Consider the following 21,570-nt stretch of genomic DNA (forward strand, 5'->3'; position numbering starts at 1 on the left):
GTCGTACGGCGGGCACGGGGGCCATGCCTGATGCTACCGTCGTACAACGGGGAGAGGACATGTCCTTCAGACCAGGGACCATTCGAAGTCCGTCCGGAGCGGAACGCAGCGTATCGGGACTGAGCCGTATCGAGCTCGACCCGCAACAGGATCGCCACGCGCGTGCCGCGCTGGAAGCCTACGCGGATTCCGCCGCGGCCGAGATGCCGTGGCTGGCCGAATGGCTCGACGAACGGCTGCGCGATGCCGCGCAGGACGACGGCTCGGGCCTGACCTACTGCGGTGCGACGATCGAGCGTGTGTTCGATCTGGCGCAGGCGTGGGCAGCGAGCCAGCCGGACTACGCGGCCACCGCGTGGGAGCGCGTGCGCGGCCAGTTGCAGCGGATGCTTGCCCAGCCGGCGCGTCCGGAGCCGCTGGCGCATCGCGTGCCGTCCGACGATGCTGTCGAGCCGGTGGCGGGCATCACGGGCGCCGATTAGGCGCTCGATTGCGCGGTGGGTAGGATTATTCGAAGAAAAGACGGTAGTCCGCGCAATTTATTGGCGAATTTCATACTACTATGATGAAATCGCCGGTTCGTCCGTACCCCGTTTTTGAGATATTTGGCTGGGGTCGCCGGTTTGCGCAGGTGGCGCGAGCGGCGAATGACGGCTCGCCGGCCGGTATCCGGAAGCCGCGCACGTGCTGCGCGGCCGGGTGGGGCGGGGAGCTGAACAGGACGAATCGATTTCGATTTGCGGGGTGCTATGAGAATTGCTGTACTGGATGACGATCCGGCCCAGACGGATTTCGTCAGTCAAACGCTGACGGCCGTTGGCCATACGTGCTACGCGTTCAAGGAAGGCAAGGCCCTGAAGAAGCGCCTGCAGCGCGAGACGTTCGATCTGCTGGTGCTCGACTGGAACGTGCCCGACATGTCCGGCGAGGAAGTGCTGAAGTGGGTGCGCGCCAATCAGACCGAGCACAGCCTGCCGATCATCTTCATGACGAGCCGTGACGACGAGGCGGGGATCACGCAGATCCTCAACGCCGGCGCCGACGACTACGTGGTCAAGCCGGTGTCGGGCCCGATCCTGCGCGCGCGCATCGGCTCGCTGCTGCGTCGCGCGTATCCGGTCAACGCCGAGGCCACCGTTCGTGAATTCGATCAATTCCGTTTCGACGTGAACCTGAAGCAGGCCTACGTCGGCGACAAGGCCGTGAGCCTCACGCAGAAGGAATTCGAACTCGCGCTGCTGCTGTTCCAGCACCTCGACCGGCCGCTGTCGCGCGCGCACATTCTCGATCTCGTGTGGAAGCAGGCGACCGACATCCCGTCGCGCACGATGGATACGCACATCTCGATGCTGCGCACCAAGCTCGGCCTGCGGCCCGAAAACGGTTATCGCCTCGCGCCGATCTACGGCTACGGCTACCGGCTCGAACGGGTCGGGCAGGGAGAACCGGAGTGACCACGGGAATCACGCAGCGCACGGCGAACCTGCGCACGGTCGCGCTGCGCGCAGCCTGCGCGGTCGCGTTTGCGTTCGCCGCGCAGCATGCGGCGGCCCAGCCGCCCGCGGCGGCGGGCAAGATGGTCGTCTACCGCACGCAGGCGGGCGACACGCTGTACGACGTCGCCGCGCGCTATCTGCAGGGCGCGGACGACTGGCAACTGCTGCAACAGATCAACGGCGTGCCCGCGCCGAAGCATCTGCAGCCCGGCATCGCGCTGAAGCTGCCGGTGGCGCGCCTGCGCAAGGAAAAGCTGACCGCCCGCGTCGTCGCGGTGCAGGGCACGGCCGAACGCGCGTCCGGCGATGCTTTTGCGCCGCTCGCGAACGACGCGACGCTCGCCGAGGGCGACCGCGTGCGCACGGGCCCGAACGGCTTCGTGACGCTCGAGCTCGCCGACGGCACGCACATGAGCCTGCCGCCCGACAGCCAGCTCGACCTGAAGGCGCTGCGCCGCACGGTGCTGACCGGCACGCTCGATCGTGAGTTCGAACTCACGCGCGGCTCGGTCGACAGCGAGGTCACCCATCTGAAGAAACGCGACGACCGCTTCCAGATCCGGTCGCCGTCGGTCGTGGCCGGCGTGCGCGGCACGCACTTTCGCGTGAACTACGACGCGGCCGGCAGTGCGTCGACGCGCGTCGAAGTGCTCGACGGCACCGTCGGCGTCGCGGGCGGCCGCAAGCCCGCCGATCCGACGCTCGTGCATGCGAATTTCGGCAGCGTCGCGACATCGTCCGGCGCGGTCGGCGCGCCCGTCGAGCTGCTGCCCGCACCGGCGCTCGCGCATCCCGACAAGGTGCAGGACGAGCCCGAGGTCGCCTTCGACGTCGCGCCGCTCGCCGACGCGCATGCGTACCGCGTGCAACTCGCGCACGACGCCGGGCTGCTCGACCTGTTCCGTGAAACGCGCACCGATTCGCCGCGCGCGGTCTTCCGCGACGTGCCGAACGGGAACTACTTCGTGCGGGTCGCCGCGATCGATGCGAACGGCCTCGAGGGCCGGCCGCGGACGTACGCGTTCGAACGCCGCGTGATGGGGCTCGACGCGAGCGCGTCGCCCGGCGCCGGCGGCTACGAGTTCCGCTGGTCGCCGAACGGTTCGGGCGAGGGTGCGCGCTACCGGTTCGTGCTGTCGCGCTCGAAGGACCTGAGCGCGCCGGTCGTCGACCAGGTCGGCCTGCATACGCGCCAGATCACCGTCGCGCACCTGCCGCCGGGCGAGTATTTCTGGGCCGTGACCGTCGAGGAGTTCGAAGGCGGCAAGTTCTACGAGAAGACCAGTCCGGTCAGCGCGTTCACGCTGTCGCGCTGATCCGCGGCGCATGAAACCCGATTCCGTTTCTCCGCGGCGGCGCCTCGGCCGCCGCTTCCTGATCGAATGGATCGCGATCGGCTGCCTCGGGATCGCGGTGATCCTCGCGTGCGCGCTCGGCCGGCTGTCGGCGAGCGTCGACGGCCTGATCTACGACCGGCTGCTGATGCTGCGCAGCCTGCCGCTGTCACCCGACGTGGTCGTCGTCGACATCGACAACCAGAGCGTGTCAGCGCTTGGCCGCTGGCCGTGGTCGCGCGACGTGCATGCACGGCTGCTCGACACGCTGGCGCGCGCGCAGCCGGCCGCCGTCGTCTACGACGTGCTGTTTACCGAACCGTCGCCGGAAGATCGCGCGTTCGCGGACGCCATGACCCACGTGCCGACCTTCCTGCCCGTGCTGCTGAGCCCCGAGCAGGCGGACGGCACGCGCGCGGTCGATCCGCCGGTGGCCGCGCTCGCGGCGCGCGCGGTCGGGCTCGGCCACATCAACCTCGAAGTCGACCGCGACGGCATCGTACGCAGCGTGGCGCTGTACGAAAGCGACGGCCGCGTGCGCTGGCCGCAGCTGATGGTGCCCGTCTACCGCGCGATCCAGGCCGGCCGGCTGCACCCGGTCGGCGGCATGCCCGGCGCGGATGCGCACGACCTGTCGCGCGATGCGGCGGGCGAGGGCCGCTACCTGATCCCGTTCAGCCGCAACACGCCCGCGTATCCGACGCTGTCGTTCGACGACGTCCTCGAAGGGCGCGTGAAACCCGATGCGCTGCGCGGCAAGATCGTCGTCGTCGGCGTGACGGCGTCGGGGCTGTACGACCGCTTCGCCACGCCCGTGTCCGGCGAGTTCGGGCCGCTCGCCGGCGTGTATATCCATGCCAACGTACTCGACATGCTGGCGACCGGCAGTGCGATCTCGCCGGCGTCGCGCGCCGGGCTGTTCGTCGCGTCGCTGCTGCCGCTCGCCGCGCTGCTGGGCGGCTTCCTGATGCTGTCGCCGTGGCGCGCGCTGCTGCTGACGCTGAGCCTGGCCGCGCTGGCCGTCGTCGCGAGCATGGCGCTGCTGTTCGAGGCGCGCATCTGGCTGTCGCCGGCGCCCGCGATCTTCGGGCTGATCGCCGTCTACCCGATCTGGAACTGGCGGCGCCTGGAAATGACGATGTCGTATCTGCGCCGCGAGCTGCAGCGGCTCGCCGACGAGCCGCACCTGCTGCCCGAGGCGCCGCGCACGCGCAGCGTCGGCGGCGACGCGCTGGAGCGACAGATGGCGCTGATGGCGCAAGCCGCGCAGCGCGTGCAGGACATGAAGCGCTTCGTGTGGGACAGCCTCGACAGCATGCCCGAGCCGATCTTCGTGACCGACCTGGCCGGCACCGTGCTGATCGCGAACCATGCGGCCAAGCGCTACGGGTCGCGCCTGTCGCTGCCGCTGCCGGAAGGCCGGCCGCTGCGCACCGCGCTCGGCGAGCTGACCTTCATGAAGACCGTCGACGGCAACGCCGAACACGACGCGGTGATCCGCGAACACTGGCCGGCGGCACTCGACCCAACGCTAGAGGCCGAGCACGACGCGATGGCGCGCGGCATCGAGGTGCGCGATCGTGACGGGCTCGACCATCTGCTACGCTACGCGGCGTGCACGAACGCGCAGGGCCGCGTGACGGGCTGGATCGCCGGCCTCGTCGACGTGACCGAACTGCACGCGGCCGAGCGGCAGCGCGAGGAAGCGCTGCACCTGCTGTCGCATGACATGCGCTCTCCGCAGTCGTCGATTCTCGCGCTCGTCGAGATCGAGCGCGACCGCGCCGAGACCGACGCGATGCGCGGGCTGCTCGCGCGGATCGAGCGCTATGCGCACCGTGCGCTGTCGCTGGCCGACGAGTTCGTGCAGCTGGCGCGCGCGGAGTCGCAGGTGTACCAGCTCGAGGTGACGAGCCTCGTCGACGTGCTGATCGATGCGAGCGACGAGGTGTGGCCGCAGGCGCAGGCGAAGCACATTCGCGTCGACACCGACGTCGGCACCGACATGTGCTGGGTGCGCGCGGACCGCTCGCTGATCACGCGCGCGTTCGTGAACCTGCTGAACAACGCAGTCAAATACAGTCCGTCCGATACCGTGATCACGTGTACGCTGGCGGTCGAGCACGCGTCGAAACGGATGTTCTGTACGATTCGCGATCAGGGATACGGCATTGCGCCGGAAGATCAGCGGCATCTGTTCGAGCGTTTCAAGCGATTCCATGCCGGCGAGCGGCCCGAAATCTCGGGCTCCGGGCTCGGCATGGCATTCGTGAAGACGGTCGTCACGCGCCATGGGGGCAGCGTGTCGGTCGACAGCGAGGTGGGTGTCGGCACCGCGGTGACGGTGTCGCTGCCCGCGATCGACGAGCCGTCCGCCTGACAGGGCCGGGCGCGACGGCAGGCATTTGGGGAAAGCCATGAGAAAGGAATGGGCAGCGACCGCGCTGGCGGCGTCGCTGTTGACGGGTTGCGCCGGCGTGACGAGCGGCGTCAGTGCGGTCGGGCAGCCGAACGCGTTCGCATCCGGTGCGCACGGCTACGATTTCGTGCGGACGGCCGCGCAGGCCGATGATGCCGAATACCGGCAGATCGAGACGCTCGTGCGCGACGAACTCGCGCACCGCGGCTTCGATGCGAAGCCGCTCGCGGCCGCGCGCTACCGGCTGTCGATCGCGTATGCGACGCAGCCGGCCTCGGTCGCGGCGATCGCCGACGGGTGCGGGGCCGCGAGCAGCGCATGCGTGACGGTCGACGGGCCGGCGCCGTTCGCGCTGCCGTTCATGGGTCGCGTGTATCGCCATGTGCTGACGCTGCGCTTCGTCGACGCGAAATCGGGCGCCGACGTCTACCGCGTATCGGCCGCGCTGCGCGATCGCGATCCCGGCACGCAGCAGGCCGCGCCGGCGCTCGTGAAGAGCGCGCTCGCGAAGGTGCCGTTCGGCGACGGCGGCGGCTGGCTCGTCAAGACGAAAAAAGACGACGCGGGCGGGATGCCGGGCGTCGTCTCGGTGAAGCCGGTCGAAGCGCGCTGAGCGTCGGCCGGTGAGGTGAGGGCGGGCCCGCCGGAGCGGGCCCTTGCCCTTGCCGCGTTCAGGCGGCCGGGTGTGCGCCGTCGCGCGTGCGCAGGTACGCGTCGAACTCCGCGCCGACTTCCGCGTGGCGCAGCGCGAATTCGACCGTCGCCTTCAGGTAGCCGAGCTTGCTGCCGCAGTCGTAGCGCGTGCCCTGGTACTTGTAGGCCAGCACTTGCTCGTCGGCGAGCAGCGCCTGGATCGCGTCGGTGAGCTGCAGCTCGCCGCCCGCGCCGGGCTTCAGCGCACGCAGGTGCTCGAAGATCCGCGGCTTCAGGATGTAGCGGCCGACCACGCCGAGGTTCGACGGCGCGACTTCCGGCGCCGGCTTCTCGACGATCGCCGACATCTTGACGATCGACTCTTCCCACTCCTTGCCGTCAACGATCCCGTACGACTTCGTCTCCGACGGCGGGATCTCCTCGACGCCGATCACCGAGCTGTGATAGTGGTCGAACACGTCGACCATCTGCTTCATCACGGGCGGGTTGCCGTCGAGCAGGTCGTCCGCGAGGATCACCGCGAACGGGTTGTCGGCCACCAGCTTTTCCGCGCACAGCACCGCATGGCCGAGGCCGAGCGCTTCCGGCTGGCGCACGTAGAAGCAGTCGACATGGCTCGGCTTGATGCTGCGCACCAGTTCGAGCAGCTTTTCCTTGCCGCGCGCCTCGAGTTCGGCCTCGACCTCGTACGACTTGTCGAAGTGGTCCTCGATCGCGCGCTTGCTGCGCCCGGTGACGAAGATCATCTCGGTGATGCCGGCGGCGATCGCTTCTTCGACAGCGTACTGGATCAGCGGCTTGTCGACGACCGGCAGCATTTCCTTGGGGCTCGCTTTCGTTGCCGGGAGGAACCGCGTGCCGAGACCAGCAACGGGGAACACTGCCTTGGTAACTTTCAACATGATCGAACCTTTATTCCTGTAATCGACTTGTCAGATGGTCTATGTTCACGTCCCCATTATAGTGAACGCAAACGACCTTACCCTTTGTTACGCAGGCAACCGATCGAGCTGAGCGCGCAGTTTGTCGAGCGTGCTCTGGAATTCCGCGACGCGCTTCTGCTCCTGTTCGACCACGGCCGGCGGCGCTTTCGCGACGAATGCCTCGTTGCCGAGCTTCGCATTGCACTTCGTGATCTCGTTCGTCAGGCGCGTGATTTCCTTCGACAGGCGCTCGCGTTCGGCCGCGACGTCGATCTCGACCTTCAGCACCAGCTTGTTCGGCCCGACGATCGCGATCGGCGCGCCGTGCGCTTCCTTGTCGAGCGTCGCTTCATCCGCGAGGATCTGCACTTCCGACAGCCGCGCGAGGGCCTGGACGTACGGCGCGAACGAGCGCAGGCGCTCGGCATCGCCGGCTGCGAGCAGCGGCACCTTGGTGGCCGGCGACAGGTTCATCTCGCCGCGCAGGTTGCGGCATGCGTCGACGATCGCCTTCAGGTCGGCCGCCCACTGTTCGGACACCTCGTCGATCTTCTGCAGGTTCGCGATCGGGTACGCCTGCGTCATCAGCGACGCTTCGCCTTCGGCCTTGCCTTGCGGATACCGGCCGGCGAGCGGCGCGACCTTCTGCCAGAGCGCTTCGGTGATGAACGGGATGATCGGGTGCGCGAGGCGCAGCACCGTCTCGAGCACGCGCAGCAGCGTGCGGCGCGTCGCGCGCTGCTGTTCCGGCGTGCCGTTCTGGATCTGCACTTTCGCGAGTTCGAGATACCAGTCGCAGTACTCGTCCCACACGAACTTGTAGATGCCGCTGGCGATGTTGTCGAAGCGGTAATCGGCGAAGCCCTTCGCGATGTCGGCTTCCGTGCGCTGCAGCAGCGACACGATCCAGCGGTCGGCCGCCGAGAAGTCGAGGTAGCCGCCCGGGCCGCAATCGCCCGCGCCGCAGACTTCCGGCTTGTCGCTGCCGCAGTCGTGGCCTTCGCAGTTCATCAGCACGAAGCGCGTGGCGTTCCACAGCTTGTTGCAGAAGTTGCGATAGCCTTCGCAGCGCGCGAGGTCGAAGTTCACGTTGCGGCCGAGCGTCGCCATCGACGCCATCGTGAAGCGCAGCGCGTCGGTGCCGAACGCGGCGATGCCGTCCGGGAATTCCTTGCGCGTCTTCTTCTCGATCGTCGCGGCCTGCTTCGGGTTCATCAGGCCCGTCGTGCGCTTCGCGACCAGCGTGTCGAGGTCGATGCCGTCGACGATGTCGATCGGGTCGAGCGTGTTGCCCTTGCTCTTCGACATCTTCTGGCCTTCCGCGTCGCGCACGAGGCCGTGCACGTAGACGGTGTGGAACGGCACCTTGCCCGTGAAGTGCGTGGTCATCATCACCATCCGGGCGACCCAGAAGAAGATGATGTCGAAGCCCGTGACGAGCACCGACGACGGCAGGAAGTGCTTCAGTTCAGGCGTTTCGTTCGGCCAGCCGAGCGACGAGAACGGCACGAGCGCCGACGAGAACCACGTGTCGAGCACGTCTTCGTCGCGCTTCAGCGCACCCGTGTAACCCTTCGCGGCAGCCTGCGCGCGCGCTTCTTCCTCGTTGCGCGCGACGAACACCTCGCCGTTCTCGCCATACCACGCGGGAATCTGGTGGCCCCACCACAGCTGGCGCGAGATGCACCAGTCCTGGATGTTCTCGAGCCACTGGTAGTAGGTGGTCGTCCAGTTTTCCGGGACGAACTTGATCTGGCCGCTGCGCACGACGTCGAGCGACGTTTCCGTGATCGACTTGCCCGGATTGAACGTGCCTTCCGGCGCCGGCTTCGTCATCGCGACGAACCACTGGTCGGTCAGCATCGGCTCGATCACGACGCCCGTGCGGTCGCCGCGCGGCACCATCAGCTTGTGCGGCTTCACCGAGTCGAGGAAGCCTTCCGCGTCGAGGTCGGCGACGATCGCCTTGCGCGCGTCGAAGCGGTCGAGGCCGCGATACTGCTCGGGGCCGTTGTCGTTGATCTTCGCGTCGAGCGTCAGGATCTCGATCGGCGCGAGCTTGTGGCGCTGGCCGACCTGGTAGTCGTTGAAGTCGTGCGCGGGCGTGACCTTCACGACGCCCGTGCCGAACTCGCGGTCGACGTAGTCGTCGGCGATCACCGGGATCTCGCGGCCCGTCAGCGGCAGCGTGACGAGCTTGCCGATCAGGTGCGCGTAGCGCTCGTCTTCCGGGTGAACCATCAGCGCGACGTCGCCGAGCATCGTTTCCGGGCGCGTCGTGGCCACGGTCAGCGAGCCCGAGCCGTCGACGAGCGGGTAGCGGATGTGCCACAGGTGGCCGTTTTCCTCTTCGCTCACGACTTCGAGGTCCGACACGGCGGTCAGCAGCACCGGATCCCAGTTCACGAGCCGCTTGCCGCGGTAGATCAGGCCCTGTTCAAAGAGCGTGACGAACACGTCGCGCACGGCGGCCGACATCTTGTCGTCCATCGTGAAGTATTCGCGCGACCAGTCGGGCGATGCGCCGAGGCGGCGCACCTGGCCGGTGATCGTCGAACCCGATTTTTCCTTCCATTCCCACACGCGCTCGACGAACTTCTCGCGGCCGAGGTCGTGGCGCGACACACCCTGCGCGTCGAGCTGGCGCTCGACGACGATCTGGGTCGCAATCCCCGCGTGGTCGGTGCCGGGCACCCACAGCGTGTTCTCGCCGAGCATCCGGTGGTAGCGGGTGAGGCCGTCCATGATCGTCTGGTTGAACGCGTGGCCCATGTGCAGCGTGCCCGTCACGTTCGGCGGCGGCAACTGGATCGAGAAATCGGGGCGGGCCGGATCGAAGGCCGGGGCCGCATAGCCGCGCTTTTCCCACTCCGGCCCCCATTGGGACTCGATGGTGTGGGGCTCGAAGCTCTTCGCAAGCGTGTTGTCGCTCATGTTGGAAATCTGCCGAAAAATGCGTGAATTGGATGCCGAATCTGACAATTATAAATGGATGCACATCGACCAGCCATCGCCTTGCCGGCGCAGGCCTCTCGGGACGCCGCCGCAGCACGCCCGCGACGTGCCGCCGAACGGATCGGGAACGGCATCGCGCGGCCGACTTATAATGTCGGGTCCGCATTTTTCTCGCCCGTTAGCTGCCGCTCCATGCCCGACCTGCTCGCCAATCTGAACCCCGAACAACTCGCCGCCGTCACGTTGCCGAACGAACCGGCGCTGATCCTCGCAGGGGCGGGCAGCGGCAAGACCCGCGTGCTGATCACCCGCATCGCGTGGCTGATCCAGCAGGGCTACGCGTCGCCGCCCACCGTGCTCGCCGTGACCTTCACGAACAAGGCCGCGCGCGAAATGATGGCGCGCCTGTCGGCGATGATGCCGATCGACACGCGCGGGATGTGGATCGGCACGTTCCACGGCCTGTGCAACCGGATGCTGCGCACGCACTGGCGCGATGCCGGCCTGCCGCAGACCTTCCAGATCCTCGATACGGCCGACCAGCTGTCCGCGATCAAGCGGCTGATGAAGGCGGCGAACGTCGATGATGAAAAGTACCCGCCGAAGAACGTGCAGTACTTCATCAACAACGCGAAGGAGCAGGGGCTGCGTCCCGACAAGGTCGACGCGTCCGACAACTTCAACCGCAAGTTCGTCGAGCTGTACCAGGCGTACGACCAGCAGTGCCAGCGCGAGGGCGTCGTCGATTTCCCCGAGCTGCTGCTGCGCTGCTACGAACTGCTCGCGTACAACGCGCCGCTGCGCGCGCACTACCAGGCGCGCTTCCGGCACATCCTCGTCGACGAGTTCCAGGACACCAACAAACTGCAGTACGCGTGGCTCAAGATGCTCGCGGGCGGCGAAAACGCGATCTTCGCGGTCGGCGACGACGACCAGTCGATCTACGCGTTCCGCGGCGCGAACGTCGGCAACATGCGCGACTTCGAAGACGAATTCCGCGTGCGCAACCTGATCAAGCTCGAGCAGAACTACCGGTCGCACGGCAACATCCTCGACGCGGCGAACCAGCTGATCTCGAACAACGCGCACCGCCTCGGCAAGAACCTGCGCACCGACGCGGGCCACGGCGAGCCCGTGCGCGTGTACGAAGCGAGCACCGATTCGCAGGAAGCCGGCTGGATCGTCGAGGAGATCCGCTCGCTGATCAACACCGGGATGGCACGCAGCGAAGTGGCCGTCCTGTACCGCAGCAACGCGCAGTCGCGCTCGATCGAGCACACGCTGATGTCGTCGGGCATCCCGTACCGCGTGTACGGCGGCCTGCGCTTCTTCGAGCGCCAGGAAGTGAAGCATGCGCTCGCGTACCTGCGCCTGATCGACAACCCGAACGACGACACCGCGTTCGTGCGCGTCGTGAACTTCCCGACCCGCGGCATCGGTGCGCGCTCGATCGAGCAGCTGGCCGACGCCGCGCGCCTGTACGGCTGCTCGATGGCCGCCGCGATCCCGTACGTGACGGGCAAGGCCGGCACGAGCCTCGGCGGGTTCGCGAACCTGGTCGCGAAGATGCGCGCCGACACGCAGCACATGAACCTGCCCGACACCGTCGAGCACATCGTGCGCGCCAGCGGCCTCGCCGATTTCTACCAGGGCGAGCGCGAAGGCCAGGATCGTCTCGAGAACTTGCAGGAACTCGTGAACGCGGCCACCGCGTTCATCGCCGAGGAAGGCTACGGCCTCGACACGCCAGCCCGTTCGATCCCGCTGCGCGCGGGTGCGATCGCGGCGCCCGAGCTCGGCACCGCGACCGACGATCCGGCGGTCGACGTGCTCGACCCGGTATCGCCCGCCGACCCGGCACAGAACCCCGACACGATGACGCCGCTCGCCGGCTTCCTGTCGCATGCGTCGCTGGAGGCCGGCGACAACCAGGCGCAGGCCGGGCAGGACGCCGTGCAGCTGATGACGGTGCACGCGGCGAAGGGGCTCGAATTCTCGGCCGTGTTCATCACGGGCCTCGAGGAAGGGCTGTTCCCGCACGAGAACAGCGTGCTCGAATCGGACGGCCTCGAGGAAGAGCGCCGGCTGATGTACGTCGCGATCACGCGTGCGAAGGAGCGGCTCTACCTGTCGTTCGCGCAGAGCCGGATGCTGCACGGCCAGACGCGCTACAACGTGCGCTCGCGTTTCTTCGACGAATTGCCCGAGCACGTGTTGAAGTGGCTGACGCCGAAGGTCGAGGCCGGTTCGCGCTGGGGCGGCCGGTCGGACAACGCCGGGTACGGGCGCGACTGGTTCGCGCGGCCGGGCGGCGGCAGTCGCGAGCAGATCGTCGACCCGGCCGTATCCGCGCCGCTGCCCGCGTTCGCGGACAAGCAGCGCGCGGCCGATGCCGGCTTCCGGGTCGGCCAGCAGGTGTTCCACACCAAGTTCGGCGAAGGCACGGTCACCGCGCTCGAAGGCAACGGCACCGATGCAAAGGCGCAGGTGAAATTCAAGCGGCACGGCGAGAAGTGGCTCGCGCTCGCGGTCGCGAAACTGCAGGCGGTGGAATGATGGGCATCGACCTGGATGTGACGCCTGCGGCCCGCCCGCTCGGCATTCTGGCCGCGCTGCCCGAGGAACTCGGTGACCTGATCGCCGCGATGCGCGCCGACGGCGCGATGAAGACGGTCACGCTCGGCCGTCGCGATTATCACGTCGGCACCGTGCACGGCGCGGCCTGCGTCGTGACGCTCGCACGGGTCGGCAAGGTCGCGGCCGCCGCTACGGTCAGCGCGCTGATCCACGTGTTCGGCGTGGCGGGCGTCGTGTTCACCGGCGTCGCGGGCGGCGTGTCGCGCACGGTGCGGGTCGGCGATGTCGTCGTGGCCGATACGCTGCTGCAGCATGATCTCGACGCGTCGCCGCTCTTTCCGCGCTACGAGGTGCCGCTGCTCGGCATCACGCGTTTCGCGACCGACGCGGCGCTGACCGCCAGCCTGCGGGCGGCGTGCACGCAGTTCGTCGAGGAAGAGGGCGCGCAGTTCGCCGCGCGTTTCGGCCTGGCCGGTGCGACGCTGCATGCGGGGCTCATCATCAGCGGCGATCGTTTCGTGTCGAGCGAGCGCGAGGTCGTCGCGCTGCGCGACGCGCTGCCGGATGCGCTCGCGGTCGAGATGGAAGGCGCCGCGATCGCGCAGGTGTGCGCGGAGCACGACGTGCCGTTCGCGCTCGTGCGCACGATCTCCGATACGGCCGACGATCACGCGACGCAGTCGTTCTCGCACTTCCTGTCGGCGATCGCGAGCAGCTATTCGTCGGGCATCCTCAAGCGTTTCCTGACGCTGCATGCGACGACGGCGGCCTGAAGCCGCCGCCGTTTTCTTCATTCCTTCATTCGAGCCGTTCGACCGGCCGCGGCGCGCACGCCGCGGCCGGTGCGTCACGCCTGCTTGCGCCGGCTGCTTTCGAGGTTCGGCAGGAACACGGTGAATACGCCGATCAGCGGCAGGAACGAGCACACCTTGTAGACGAACGGGATGCTCGTCGCGTCCGCAAGCTGGCCGAGTACAGCCGCGCCGACCCCGCCGAGACCGAACGCGAAGCCGAAGAACAGGCCCGCGACCATCCCGACCTTGCCGGGCATCAGCTCCGTCGCATAGACGAGGATCGCGGCGAACGCCGACGCGAGCACGACGCCGATGATCACGGTCAGCACGCTGGTCCAGAACAGGTTTGCGTACGGCAGCAGCATCGTGAACGGCGCGACGCCGAGGATCGACACCCAGATCACGTACTTGCGGCCGATCCGGTCGCCCACCGGCCCGCCGATCAGCGTGCCGGCCGCCACGGCCGCGAGGAACACGAACAGGTGGATCTGCGCGGCCTGCACCGACAGGTGGAACTTGTCGATCAGGTAGAACGTGAAATAGCTGTTGATGCTCGCGAGGTAGAAGTACTTCGAGAACACGAGCAGCACCAGCACGCCGATCGCGCCCAGCACGCGGCCGCGCGACAGCGTCGGGTGGCCGGCCGCCGCGGCCTTCTTCTTCATCGACGGATGCTTCTTGTACCAGTGGCCGATCTGCGTGAGGACGATCATCGCGACGAGCGCGGCCGCCGAGAACCACGCGATGCTGTGCTGGCCGTGCGGAATGATCACGAGTGCGGCGAGCAGCGGCCCGAGCGCGGAGCCCGCGTTGCCGCCGACCTGGAACACCGACTGCGCGAGCCCGTGCTGGCCGCCCGACGCCATCCGCGCGACGCGCGACGACTCGGGATGGAACACCGACGAACCGCAGCCGACCAGCGCGGCGGCCACCAGCAGCATCGGGAAATTCGGCGCGACCGACATCAGCAGCAGCCCCGCGAGCGTGAAGCCCATGCCGACCGGCAGCGAATACGGTTTCGGACGCTTGTCGGTATAGAGGCCGATGAGCGGTTGCAACAGCGACGCGGTGATCTGGTAGGTGAGCGTGATCAGGCCGATCTGCGCGAACGACAGCGCGAACTGGCTCTTGAGCATCGGATAGATCGCGAGGATCAACGACTGGATCATGTCGTTGAGCATGTGCGAGAAGCTGATCGCGCCGAGCACCGGGTATACGGTGCGGGCGACGGGTGGTGCGGATGGCTGGGCGGCGGCTGCGCCGGCGGAGCCGGTGTCGAGGCTGGTTTCCATGTGAGAGCTGAACGAGTTGAGGTGGCGGGCGCGCTCTGCTGGGGATTGGCGCGTCTTGATTCGTTGCTGCGTCAAAGAAGTGTAATGTGGCGTATCGAGAATGTCCGGACAACTTTTATCGTGAATCGGACATTCATCTGATGGATCGTCAGGTACGCGCTTTTTTGGCCGGGTATAACGCTGGCGGCGCGCCTGCCCGTCATGGGAGGGCGCGCCCGGGGCCGGTGCGTGGTTTCCCGGACTCAAGAAACGGCGGTGGCGGCCGTAGAACGACCCAATGACAACAGGCGCGCCGCGCCCGGCACCGGCTATCCGCCGGTGCGGGCGCAGGACGCGCGGCAAGGCCAGCCATCGCGGGAATGCCGGGACCGACCTTTCCGGCCGCGTGATCAATACGGGGATAGTTCGATGAAAGCAGCATCTTTGCATCCACAGCCGGGTGCGGCCGCCGCCGCCCCCGACGTTGCCGCCGGCCGCGCCGCACGGCGCCTGCGCGTGGCGCGTCGCGAGCGCCGGCCGTGGACCGTCAAGGCGACGTTGCGCGCCGCCTTCGCGATCCTGCTCGCCGGCACGCTGGCGATCGGCATGTTTTCGCTCTGGCAGATCAGCCGGCTGAATGCGTCGATCGCGTCGGTCTACGAGCAGGGCCACGTCGCGAGCCGCGCGGCCGCGGAGGTTCGGGCCGAAGTGCTGCGCGCGAGCCGTGCCCAGAAGATGCTGCTGACCGCGACCACCGCGAAGGAGCGCGACGAACTGGGTGCCGACGTGGGCGCGGGGCTCGCGTCGATCGGCCAGGCGCTCGGCACGCTGCAGCGCTACGCGGATCCGGCCGACGCCGACGATTCGGCGCGGCTGCACGCGTTCTCGACGGCGGTCGGCACCTGGAGCGCGCATCTGCGCGATTTCGTCGAACTCGTGCGTGCGCAGCCGCTCGACCTGTCGCAGATGAACTGGCAGGTCGGCACGCAGGACGTGTCGCTGCTGGTCGAAACCGGCAAGCTCGAGAAACTCGTCGCCGAACTCGTGAAGACGCGCGGCGCGAAGTCGAAGGCGACGCTCGATGCGTCCGCCACCATTTTCTCGTCGTCGTTCGCGATGATCGCGGCGATGACGGTTGCGCTGATCGTGCTCGCGATCGTGATCGCCGAGCGCGTCGTGCGCCGTCTCGCGTCGCAGCTCGGCGGCGAACCCGCGCACGCGAAGGCGATCGCCGCGGACATCGCGCGCGGCGACCTGACGCGACCGATCACGCTGGGCCGGCACGACCGCGACAGCATGGTGCGTGCGCTGGCCGAGATGCAGACGGGGCTCGCGGCGACCGTCGGCGAGATCGCCGTCAGCGCCGAGGCAATCGCGGCGGCGTCGGGCGAGATTTCCACCGGCAACCTCGACCTGTCGAAGCGCACCGAGCAGCAGGCCGTCGCGCTCGAACGCACCGCGGCCAGCATGGAGCAGCTCACGTCGACCGTACGCCAGAACGCCGAGAACGCGCGGCAGGCGAGCGCGCTCGCGGCCAATGCGTCGGCGGTCGCGGAGACGGGCGGGGAAGTCGTCGGGCGTGTGGTGGCGACGATGAGCGAGATCGACGACAGCGCGAAGAACATCCGCGACATCATCGGCACGATCGAGGGGATCGCGTTCCAGACCAACATTCTCGCGTTGAACGCGGCGGTCGAGGCGGCGCGCGCGGGCGAACAGGGGCGTGGTTTTTCGGTGGTCGCGGGCGAGGTGCGGTTGCTCGCGCAGCGTTCGGCGACCGCGGCGAAGGAGATCCGCGAGCTGATCGGTGCATCGGTCGAACGCGTCGCGAACGGCGCGACGCTCGCGCACGATGCGGGCCGCACGATGGGCGACGTCGTGCGCGCGGTCAAGCGCGTGACCGACATCATCGGCGAGATTTCGGCGGCATCCGACGAGCAGAGCGCCGGTATCGAGGAGATCGGCCGTGCGGTCACGCAGATGGATGCCGGCACGCAGCAGAACGCGGCGCTCGTCGAACAGGCGGCCGCGGCCGCGAATGCGCTCGACGAGCAGGCTCAGGCGCTGAAGTCGCTGGTCGGGCGTTTCCGCATCGCCGCGTAAGCGCCCCCGGCCATCCGGGGTTTACGACTTCTTCTGCTTGTCCGGATCGATGATGACCGTGCAGGTCGTGCCCGCCGACAGCACCACGTCGGCCGGCACGTCGTCGATCTTGATGCGCACCGGCACGCGCTGCGCGAGGCGCACCCAGTTGAAGGTCGGGTTCACGTCCGCGACGAGGTCGCGGCTCTGCGGGTTGTCGCGATCGTAGATGCCGCGCGAGATGCTCTCGACGTGGCCCTTCATCACGCCGCCGCTCATCAGCCGCATCTCGGCCGGCGCACCGATCTTCACGCGCGGCAGCTTGGTTTCCTCGAAGTAGCCGTAGACCCAGAACGAGTGGCTGTCGACGATCGCGAGCTTCGCCTGGCCGGCCACCGCATAATTGCCCTTGAAGGTCTGCAGGTTCGTGATGTAGCCGTCGACCGGCGCGACGACGCGCGTGCGCTCGAGGTTGAGCTTCGCGGCATCGAGTGCGGCGATCGCCTGCTGGTACTGCGCATCGGCGCTCGACGCGCTGTGCGCGGCGTTCTCGCGGTTTTCCTTCGACACGACGAGCGCATCGAGATCCGCGCGGCGCGCCGCGTCGTCGCGGCGCATCTGCAGTTCCGCGCGGCGGGCGGCGACGGCCGCCTGCGCCTGCTCGACCGCGATCTGGTAGTGCGACGGGTCGATCTGCATGATCAGGTCGCCTTTCTTGACGAGCTGGTTGTCATGCACGGGCAGCTCGACGATCGCGCCCGACACGTCCGGCGCGACGTTGACGATCTCGGCGCGCACGCGCCCGTCGCGCGTCCACGGATCATCCATGTAGTGCACCCACAGCGAGCGCCCGATCAGGATCGCGACGAGAAGGATGACGGCGGTCGCGACGAAGCCGAAGAGTTTTCTGAGAATCATGATGGTTCGGAATCAACGGTAAACGGCAAGACTCAGTCCGCCGCAAATGCAGACGAGAAGGCAGGCCCGGAACAGCGACGGGTGCCAGACGAGTCGGTAGAGGCCCGTGTAGGCGAGCAGGCGGTCGATGGCCCAGGTCGCGAGCGCGCCGAGGACGAACATCAGCACCACCGTGGGCATGTAGGCATCGAGAATGGCGATTTCACGCGGCATCATGACGAGGCTCCTGGTTGGGGACGCACGGGGCGGTTGCGGTTGAGCGCGGCGAGCGGCGATTCGGGATCGAGCAGCGCCGTGCGCACGAAATGCAGGTGGCTCAGGATCCGCTGCAGCCGGTGGCGTTCCTCGCGCGTCGGCGTGAACGCGTCGAGCGTCTGCCGGGTCGCATCGATCGCATCGTTGACCGCGGCGAGCGTGGCGTCGAAGCGTTCGGCGTCCGGCCGCGTGAACAGCGACGACAGCGCGGCGCGCATCGTCTCGATCGCGCGTCGCCACGGCGTCGTCGGCGCATAGCGCGGATCGGAGGGCAGCGTGGCCAGCTCATGGCGCAGGTCGATGGCCGCGTTGCCGGTTTCGAGCACCGCGAACATCCAGCGCAGCGCGTCACGCTGCACGTCGGGCTGGTCGGCCGACAGCGTGTGCGCCTGGTACATCAGGTCGCGCGCGCCGCTCTCGAAGCGCGTGCGCAAGCCGGCGAGCCGCGCATGGCAGGCCGCGACGGCCTGGTGACGCAGGTCGGCGAGCAGGCGCTTCTTGAGCCACGGCGCGGTCGGCGGGAACAGCACGGCGAACGCGATCGCCGATACCAGCATCGACAGCAGCAGCGCGAGCGCGTCGTTCATGAAGCTCATCGGATCGTAGTGCGTGATGCTGTCGGGGCCGGCGAGGAAGCAGAAGAAGATCAGGTAACCCATCCCGTAGCCCGCGAGCTTCGGCTTCAGCGTCATGTAGATGCCGATCGCGAGCAACGGCGCGAGCGCCGCGCACAGCAGCCAGAAGCCGTCGATCCGCGGGTAGATGCCGAACATCAGCAGGAAGCCGGTACAAACGGCCAGCGCCGTGCCCATCCCCATCTGCGCGGCCATCGCGGTCGGGCGCGGTGCCGAAGACGCGAGCGCGCAGGTCGCCGCGGCGTTCAGCACCAGCATCACGCCGCTCGGCCACGCGGTCTCGATCCAGAACCAGCCCAGCGCGAGAATCACCGTCGCGGTGCGGATCCCCGCGATCGTGGCGGCCGTCCGGTTGGTGCGCGGCTCGTAGCGCTCGATCCAGCGTTCGCGCTCGTGCGTCGCGGTCGCGAGCGACGCATAGGTCGCCGCGTATTCCTGCAGGTCGGTGATGAAGCGGTACAGCAGCTCGGCGGCCGTGTCGAAGTCGAGCAGCGGGAAGCCGGGCTGCGTTTCGAGCTCCGCGCGCGTCGCGCGGATGCGGCGCGGCAGCGCGTCGCGCCACGCGAGCAGTTGCTCGGCCGAATGCGCGGCGTCGATCGACGTGCGCACGGGTTCGCCATGGCGCGTGAGCAGCGGCGCGATTTCGCGGAAATACGGCTCGATCGCATCGATCGCGGCCTGCGCACCGGCCGCGTGCAGCCGGTTCATCAACTGATGCAGCGCGTGAAAGCGGCTCGATGCGCTCATGAACTCGCTGTTCAGCCGTGCGAGCCGGCCGCTGCGCATGCGCGTGTCCGGATTCTCGAACACGGCCATGCTGCGCGCGGCCTCGAAGCCGACCACGTCGGCGACGAAGCGCGTGTGGATCGTCTCGATATGCGCGCGGTCGAGCTGGCCCGACAGCGCCGACGCGACGTAGTCGACGAAGCTGCCGAAGCGCTTGCGCACCGTCGTGCGCATCTGCTCGCCCGTGTACTGCGGAAACACGAGCGCGCTGACGACGCCGGCCGACACGATCCCGATGATGACTTCGGAAACGCGCGTCATCGCGCTCATGAAGGCGCCGTCCGGGTGCTGCGACGCGGGCAGGCCGATCAGCGCGGTCGTATAGCCGGCGAGCAGGAAGCCGTAGCTGCGGAAGTTGCGGTTGCGTGCGGCGCCGGCGGTGCACAGCGCGATCCAGATGGCGATCGCCAGCAGGAACAGCTGCGGCTGCTGCGGGAACAGCCCGACGAACGTGAGCGTCGCGATGAGCCCGAAGATCGTGCCGGCGACCCGGTAGAAGCTCTTCGCGAGCACGGCGCCGCTTTGCGGCTGCATCACGATGAAGACGGTCGTCATCGCCGTCTTCGGTGCCGGCAGGTCGAGCCGCATCGACACGCCGAGCGCGATGAAAGTCGCGAGCAGCGCCTTGAACAGATAGAGCCACGCGGCGCCGTCGGTGCGGGCCCAGTCGCCGAACGCGGTGGCCCAGGCCGCGAACGGGCCGCCGGCGGGTGTGGAAGCGGGGGAGGAGGCTGACATGGCGTCGCTCCGCGTTACCGTGCGGCCGGCACGCCGGACGCACCGGCGGCGGCCACCTGCGCGGGCCGGGCGACGGCCGCCACGGGCTTCGCGCCCGACGCGGCGGCAGGCGCGGCTGCGCCCGCGGCGGATTCGTCGCGCGACGGATGGCCGCCCTGCGGATGGCCGCCCCGAACGTCCGTACCCGTCTCGACCCCACCGCCGAGCGCGGCCATCAACTGCGCATGCGCGGCGAGGCGTTCCGCATCGATGCGGGCGGCCGTTTCCTGCGCGCGCAGCAACTGCTGCTGCGCGACCAGCACGTTCACGTAGTCGGTCAGCCCGCGGCGGAAGCCTTCGCGCGACAGCTGGTAGCTGCGGTCGTTGGCGGCCACCGAGCGTGCGGCGTCCTTCTTCTGCGTATCGAGCGAACGGATCCGCACGACCTGGTCGGCGATGTCCTTGAGCGCGCCGACGATCGTCTGGTTGTAGCGCTCGACCGCCTGGTCGTAGCCGGCATTCGCGGCGCCGAGCTGCGCACGCAGCCTGCCGCCTTCGAAGATCGGCAGCGACAGCGCGGGGCCGGCCGTCCAGCCGCCGTTCATCGCGCGCAGGAAGTCGGTGAACGGCGCGGTCACGCCGAAGCCGCCGACCGTCGCGAGCAGGTCGATGTTCGGGTAGAACGACGCCTTCGCGACATCGATGCCGCGCGCCTGCGCGTCGACCGTCCAGCGCGCCGCGACGACGTCGGGGCGGCGGCCGAGCAGGTCGGCCGGCATCGCCGACGGCAGGCCGGCCGGTGCGTCGAGCGACAGCTGCGGCCGCTTGATCGCATCGCCCGCGCCCGGGCCCTTGCCGGCCAGCGCGGCGAGCTGATGCCGTGCGAGCTGGATCGCTTCCTCATAGCTGTCGATCTGGCGCTCATAATCGGGCAGCGTCGATTCCGCCTGGCTCACTTCGAGCTGCGTGCCGAGGCCGGCCTGCAGCCGCTTGCGCGCCAGATCGGCGAGCGAGCGCTGGCGTTCGAACGTTTCGTGCGCGAGGTCGAGCAGCGCATAGTTCATCGACATGCCGACGTACGCGCGCACGACGTTGACTTCGAGCTCGAGCTTGGCCGCACGCGCGTCGGCGGCGGTTGCATGCGCGGTGTCGAGCGCGCGCTCGGTCGCGTTCTTGTCCTTGCCCCACAGGTCGAGGTGGTACGACAGGCCGAGCGTGCCGGTGTTGTTCCAGGTATCGGTGTTCGCGAGCGGGCCGGGGCCGTAATACACGTTGTCCGGCCAGTGCTGGCGCATCAGCGACAGGTTGCCGTTGATTTGCGGCAGCTCGGCCGAGCGGGCCACACGCGCCATCGCCTGCGCTTCGCGTACCCGTGCCTCGGCGGCCGCGAGCGTCGGGTTGCCGGCCTGGGCGTTGGCGATCCAGGCGTCGAGTTGCGGATCGCGGTAGGCGCGCCACCAGTCGGCCGCGGGCCAGCCCGCGTCACGGTCGGCCGCGCGGATCGCGGCGCCGGCATCGAGCGCGTTCGCCTCGATGCGGGCCGACTGCGGCTTGTTGTCGCCCATGCTCGCGCATCCGGCCATTATTAATGAGACTGCAAGAACCGCCAGTGCGAGCGTCCCTTTTGTCGCCGGAGACTGCACGATTTTCTCCCTTTCGGATATAGATGAGTCGGATGCGATTATATTTTTCAGTGATTCCTGAATAAATGGACAAGGGTGCAAGTCATTTTTACGAATCCTGAGACAATACTT

15 protein-coding genes are annotated in these 21,570 nt (G+C 68.1%); 8 read left to right on the plus strand and 7 right to left on the minus strand.

Going from position 1 to position 21,570, the window contains the following annotated elements; all coding sequences use genetic code 11:
- The first annotated feature begins 59 nt into the window (after positions 1–59).
- The 5 genes from CFB39_RS07560 (at position 60) to CFB39_RS07580 (ending at position 5,862) form a co-directional block, all read left to right on the plus strand.
- Positions 60–482 (plus strand): peptidase, encoded by a 423-nt coding sequence (locus CFB39_RS07560; protein ID WP_089472625.1) that lies wholly within the window; start codon positions 60–62, stop codon positions 480–482.
- Positions 483–749: 267 nt separating this feature from the next.
- A complete protein-coding gene (locus tag CFB39_RS07565) occupies positions 750–1,454 on the plus strand; it encodes a response regulator transcription factor (protein WP_006490421.1) in 705 nt (234 codons plus the stop codon).
- Positions 1,451–2,812, plus strand: coding sequence for a FecR domain-containing protein (locus CFB39_RS07570; RefSeq protein WP_089472626.1), 1,362 nt, complete (start codon positions 1,451–1,453; stop codon positions 2,810–2,812). The genes CFB39_RS07565 and CFB39_RS07570 overlap by 4 nt, the downstream gene beginning before the upstream one ends.
- A gap of 10 nt (positions 2,813–2,822) precedes the next feature.
- Positions 2,823–5,210, plus strand: a complete 2,388-nt coding sequence (locus CFB39_RS07575) for a CHASE2 domain-containing protein (RefSeq protein WP_089472627.1) — start codon at positions 2,823–2,825, stop codon at positions 5,208–5,210.
- 37 nt (positions 5,211–5,247) lie between these two features.
- Positions 5,248–5,862, plus strand: a complete 615-nt coding sequence (locus CFB39_RS07580; RefSeq protein WP_089425178.1) for a DUF4136 domain-containing protein — start codon at positions 5,248–5,250, stop codon at positions 5,860–5,862.
- 58 nt (positions 5,863–5,920) lie between these two features.
- On the opposite strand, the gene galU is transcribed toward CFB39_RS07580, so the two are convergent.
- The gene (gene galU, locus CFB39_RS07585) at positions 5,921–6,805 is read right to left on the minus strand and encodes a UTP--glucose-1-phosphate uridylyltransferase GalU (RefSeq protein WP_089425179.1); all 885 of its coding nucleotides are present in this window, start codon (positions 6,803–6,805) and stop codon (positions 5,921–5,923) included.
- A gap of 87 nt (positions 6,806–6,892) precedes the next feature.
- Complete coding sequence (locus CFB39_RS07590; protein WP_089472628.1) at positions 6,893–9,760, minus strand: valine--tRNA ligase; 2,868 nt, start codon at positions 9,758–9,760, stop codon at positions 6,893–6,895.
- A gap of 213 nt (positions 9,761–9,973) precedes the next feature.
- On the opposite strand from CFB39_RS07590, the gene CFB39_RS07600 reads away from it, so the two are divergent.
- Positions 9,974–12,337 (plus strand): UvrD-helicase domain-containing protein, encoded by a 2,364-nt coding sequence (locus tag CFB39_RS07600; protein WP_085043069.1) that lies wholly within the window; start codon positions 9,974–9,976, stop codon positions 12,335–12,337.
- Positions 12,334–13,131, plus strand: coding sequence for a 5'-methylthioadenosine/adenosylhomocysteine nucleosidase (locus CFB39_RS07605; protein WP_089472629.1), 798 nt, complete (start codon positions 12,334–12,336; stop codon positions 13,129–13,131). The genes CFB39_RS07600 and CFB39_RS07605 overlap by 4 nt, the downstream gene beginning before the upstream one ends.
- Positions 13,132–13,205: 74 nt before the next feature.
- On the opposite strand, the gene CFB39_RS07610 is transcribed toward CFB39_RS07605, so the two are convergent.
- A complete protein-coding gene (locus CFB39_RS07610) occupies positions 13,206–14,444 on the minus strand; it encodes an MFS transporter (protein WP_089472630.1) in 1,239 nt (412 codons plus the stop codon).
- A 408-nt stretch (positions 14,445–14,852) separates the two neighbouring features.
- Here CFB39_RS07610 and CFB39_RS07615 point away from each other — a divergent pair, with 408 nt between their 5' ends.
- Positions 14,853–16,526, plus strand: coding sequence for a methyl-accepting chemotaxis protein (locus CFB39_RS07615; protein ID WP_089425184.1), 1,674 nt, complete (start codon positions 14,853–14,855; stop codon positions 16,524–16,526).
- Between the two features lie 21 nt (positions 16,527–16,547).
- On the opposite strand, the gene CFB39_RS07620 is transcribed toward CFB39_RS07615, so the two are convergent.
- The 4 genes from CFB39_RS07620 to CFB39_RS07635 are packed head-to-tail and all read right to left on the minus strand — an operon-like array spanning position 16,548 to position 21,459.
- Positions 16,548–17,423: an HlyD family secretion protein gene (locus CFB39_RS07620; RefSeq protein ID WP_011351755.1), complete on the minus strand. Its 876-nt coding sequence runs from the start codon at positions 17,421–17,423 to the stop codon at positions 16,548–16,550.
- A gap of 12 nt (positions 17,424–17,435) precedes the next feature.
- Positions 17,436–17,639 carry a DUF1656 domain-containing protein gene (locus CFB39_RS07625; protein ID WP_089472631.1) on the minus strand — a complete coding sequence of 68 codons (204 nt, stop codon included), beginning with the start codon at positions 17,637–17,639 and terminating at the stop codon, positions 17,436–17,438.
- Positions 17,636–19,837, minus strand: a complete 2,202-nt coding sequence (locus CFB39_RS07630) for an FUSC family protein (protein WP_089472632.1) — start codon at positions 19,835–19,837, stop codon at positions 17,636–17,638. Before CFB39_RS07630 ends, CFB39_RS07625 begins: the two co-directional genes overlap by 4 nt.
- A 14-nt stretch (positions 19,838–19,851) precedes the next feature.
- Positions 19,852–21,459 (minus strand): efflux transporter outer membrane subunit, encoded by a 1,608-nt coding sequence (locus CFB39_RS07635; RefSeq protein WP_089472633.1) that lies wholly within the window; start codon positions 21,457–21,459, stop codon positions 19,852–19,854.
- Between the last annotated feature and the right edge of the window lie 111 nt (positions 21,460–21,570).

This window comes from Burkholderia sp. AU6039 (genome assembly GCF_002223365.1).
GTDB lineage: Bacteria > Pseudomonadota > Gammaproteobacteria > Burkholderiales > Burkholderiaceae > Burkholderia.

Excerpts from the sequence above, each read along its gene's own strand:
- CFB39_RS07560 (WP_089472625.1), top strand. The coding sequence starts at position 60 with ATGTCCTTCAGACCAGGGACCATTCGAAGTCCGTCCGGAGCGGAACGC.
- CFB39_RS07565 (WP_006490421.1), top strand. The coding sequence starts at position 750 with ATGAGAATTGCTGTACTGGATGACGATCCGGCCCAGACGGATTTCGTC.
- CFB39_RS07575 (WP_089472627.1), top strand. The coding sequence starts at position 2,823 with ATGAAACCCGATTCCGTTTCTCCGCGGCGGCGCCTCGGCCGCCGCTTC.
- CFB39_RS07580 (WP_089425178.1), top strand. The coding sequence starts at position 5,248 with ATGAGAAAGGAATGGGCAGCGACCGCGCTGGCGGCGTCGCTGTTGACG.
- galU (WP_089425179.1), bottom strand. The coding sequence starts at position 6,805 with ATGTTGAAAGTTACCAAGGCAGTGTTCCCCGTTGCTGGTCTCGGCACG.
- CFB39_RS07590 (WP_089472628.1), bottom strand. The coding sequence starts at position 9,760 with ATGAGCGACAACACGCTTGCGAAGAGCTTCGAGCCCCACACCATCGAG.
- CFB39_RS07600 (WP_085043069.1), top strand. The coding sequence starts at position 9,974 with ATGCCCGACCTGCTCGCCAATCTGAACCCCGAACAACTCGCCGCCGTC.
- CFB39_RS07605 (WP_089472629.1), top strand. The coding sequence starts at position 12,334 with ATGATGGGCATCGACCTGGATGTGACGCCTGCGGCCCGCCCGCTCGGC.
- CFB39_RS07610 (WP_089472630.1), bottom strand. The coding sequence starts at position 14,444 with ATGGAAACCAGCCTCGACACCGGCTCCGCCGGCGCAGCCGCCGCCCAG.
- CFB39_RS07615 (WP_089425184.1), top strand. The coding sequence starts at position 14,853 with ATGAAAGCAGCATCTTTGCATCCACAGCCGGGTGCGGCCGCCGCCGCC.
- CFB39_RS07620 (WP_011351755.1), bottom strand. The coding sequence starts at position 17,423 with ATGATTCTCAGAAAACTCTTCGGCTTCGTCGCGACCGCCGTCATCCTT.
- CFB39_RS07625 (WP_089472631.1), bottom strand. The coding sequence starts at position 17,639 with ATGATGCCGCGTGAAATCGCCATTCTCGATGCCTACATGCCCACGGTG.
- CFB39_RS07630 (WP_089472632.1), bottom strand. The coding sequence starts at position 19,837 with ATGTCAGCCTCCTCCCCCGCTTCCACACCCGCCGGCGGCCCGTTCGCG.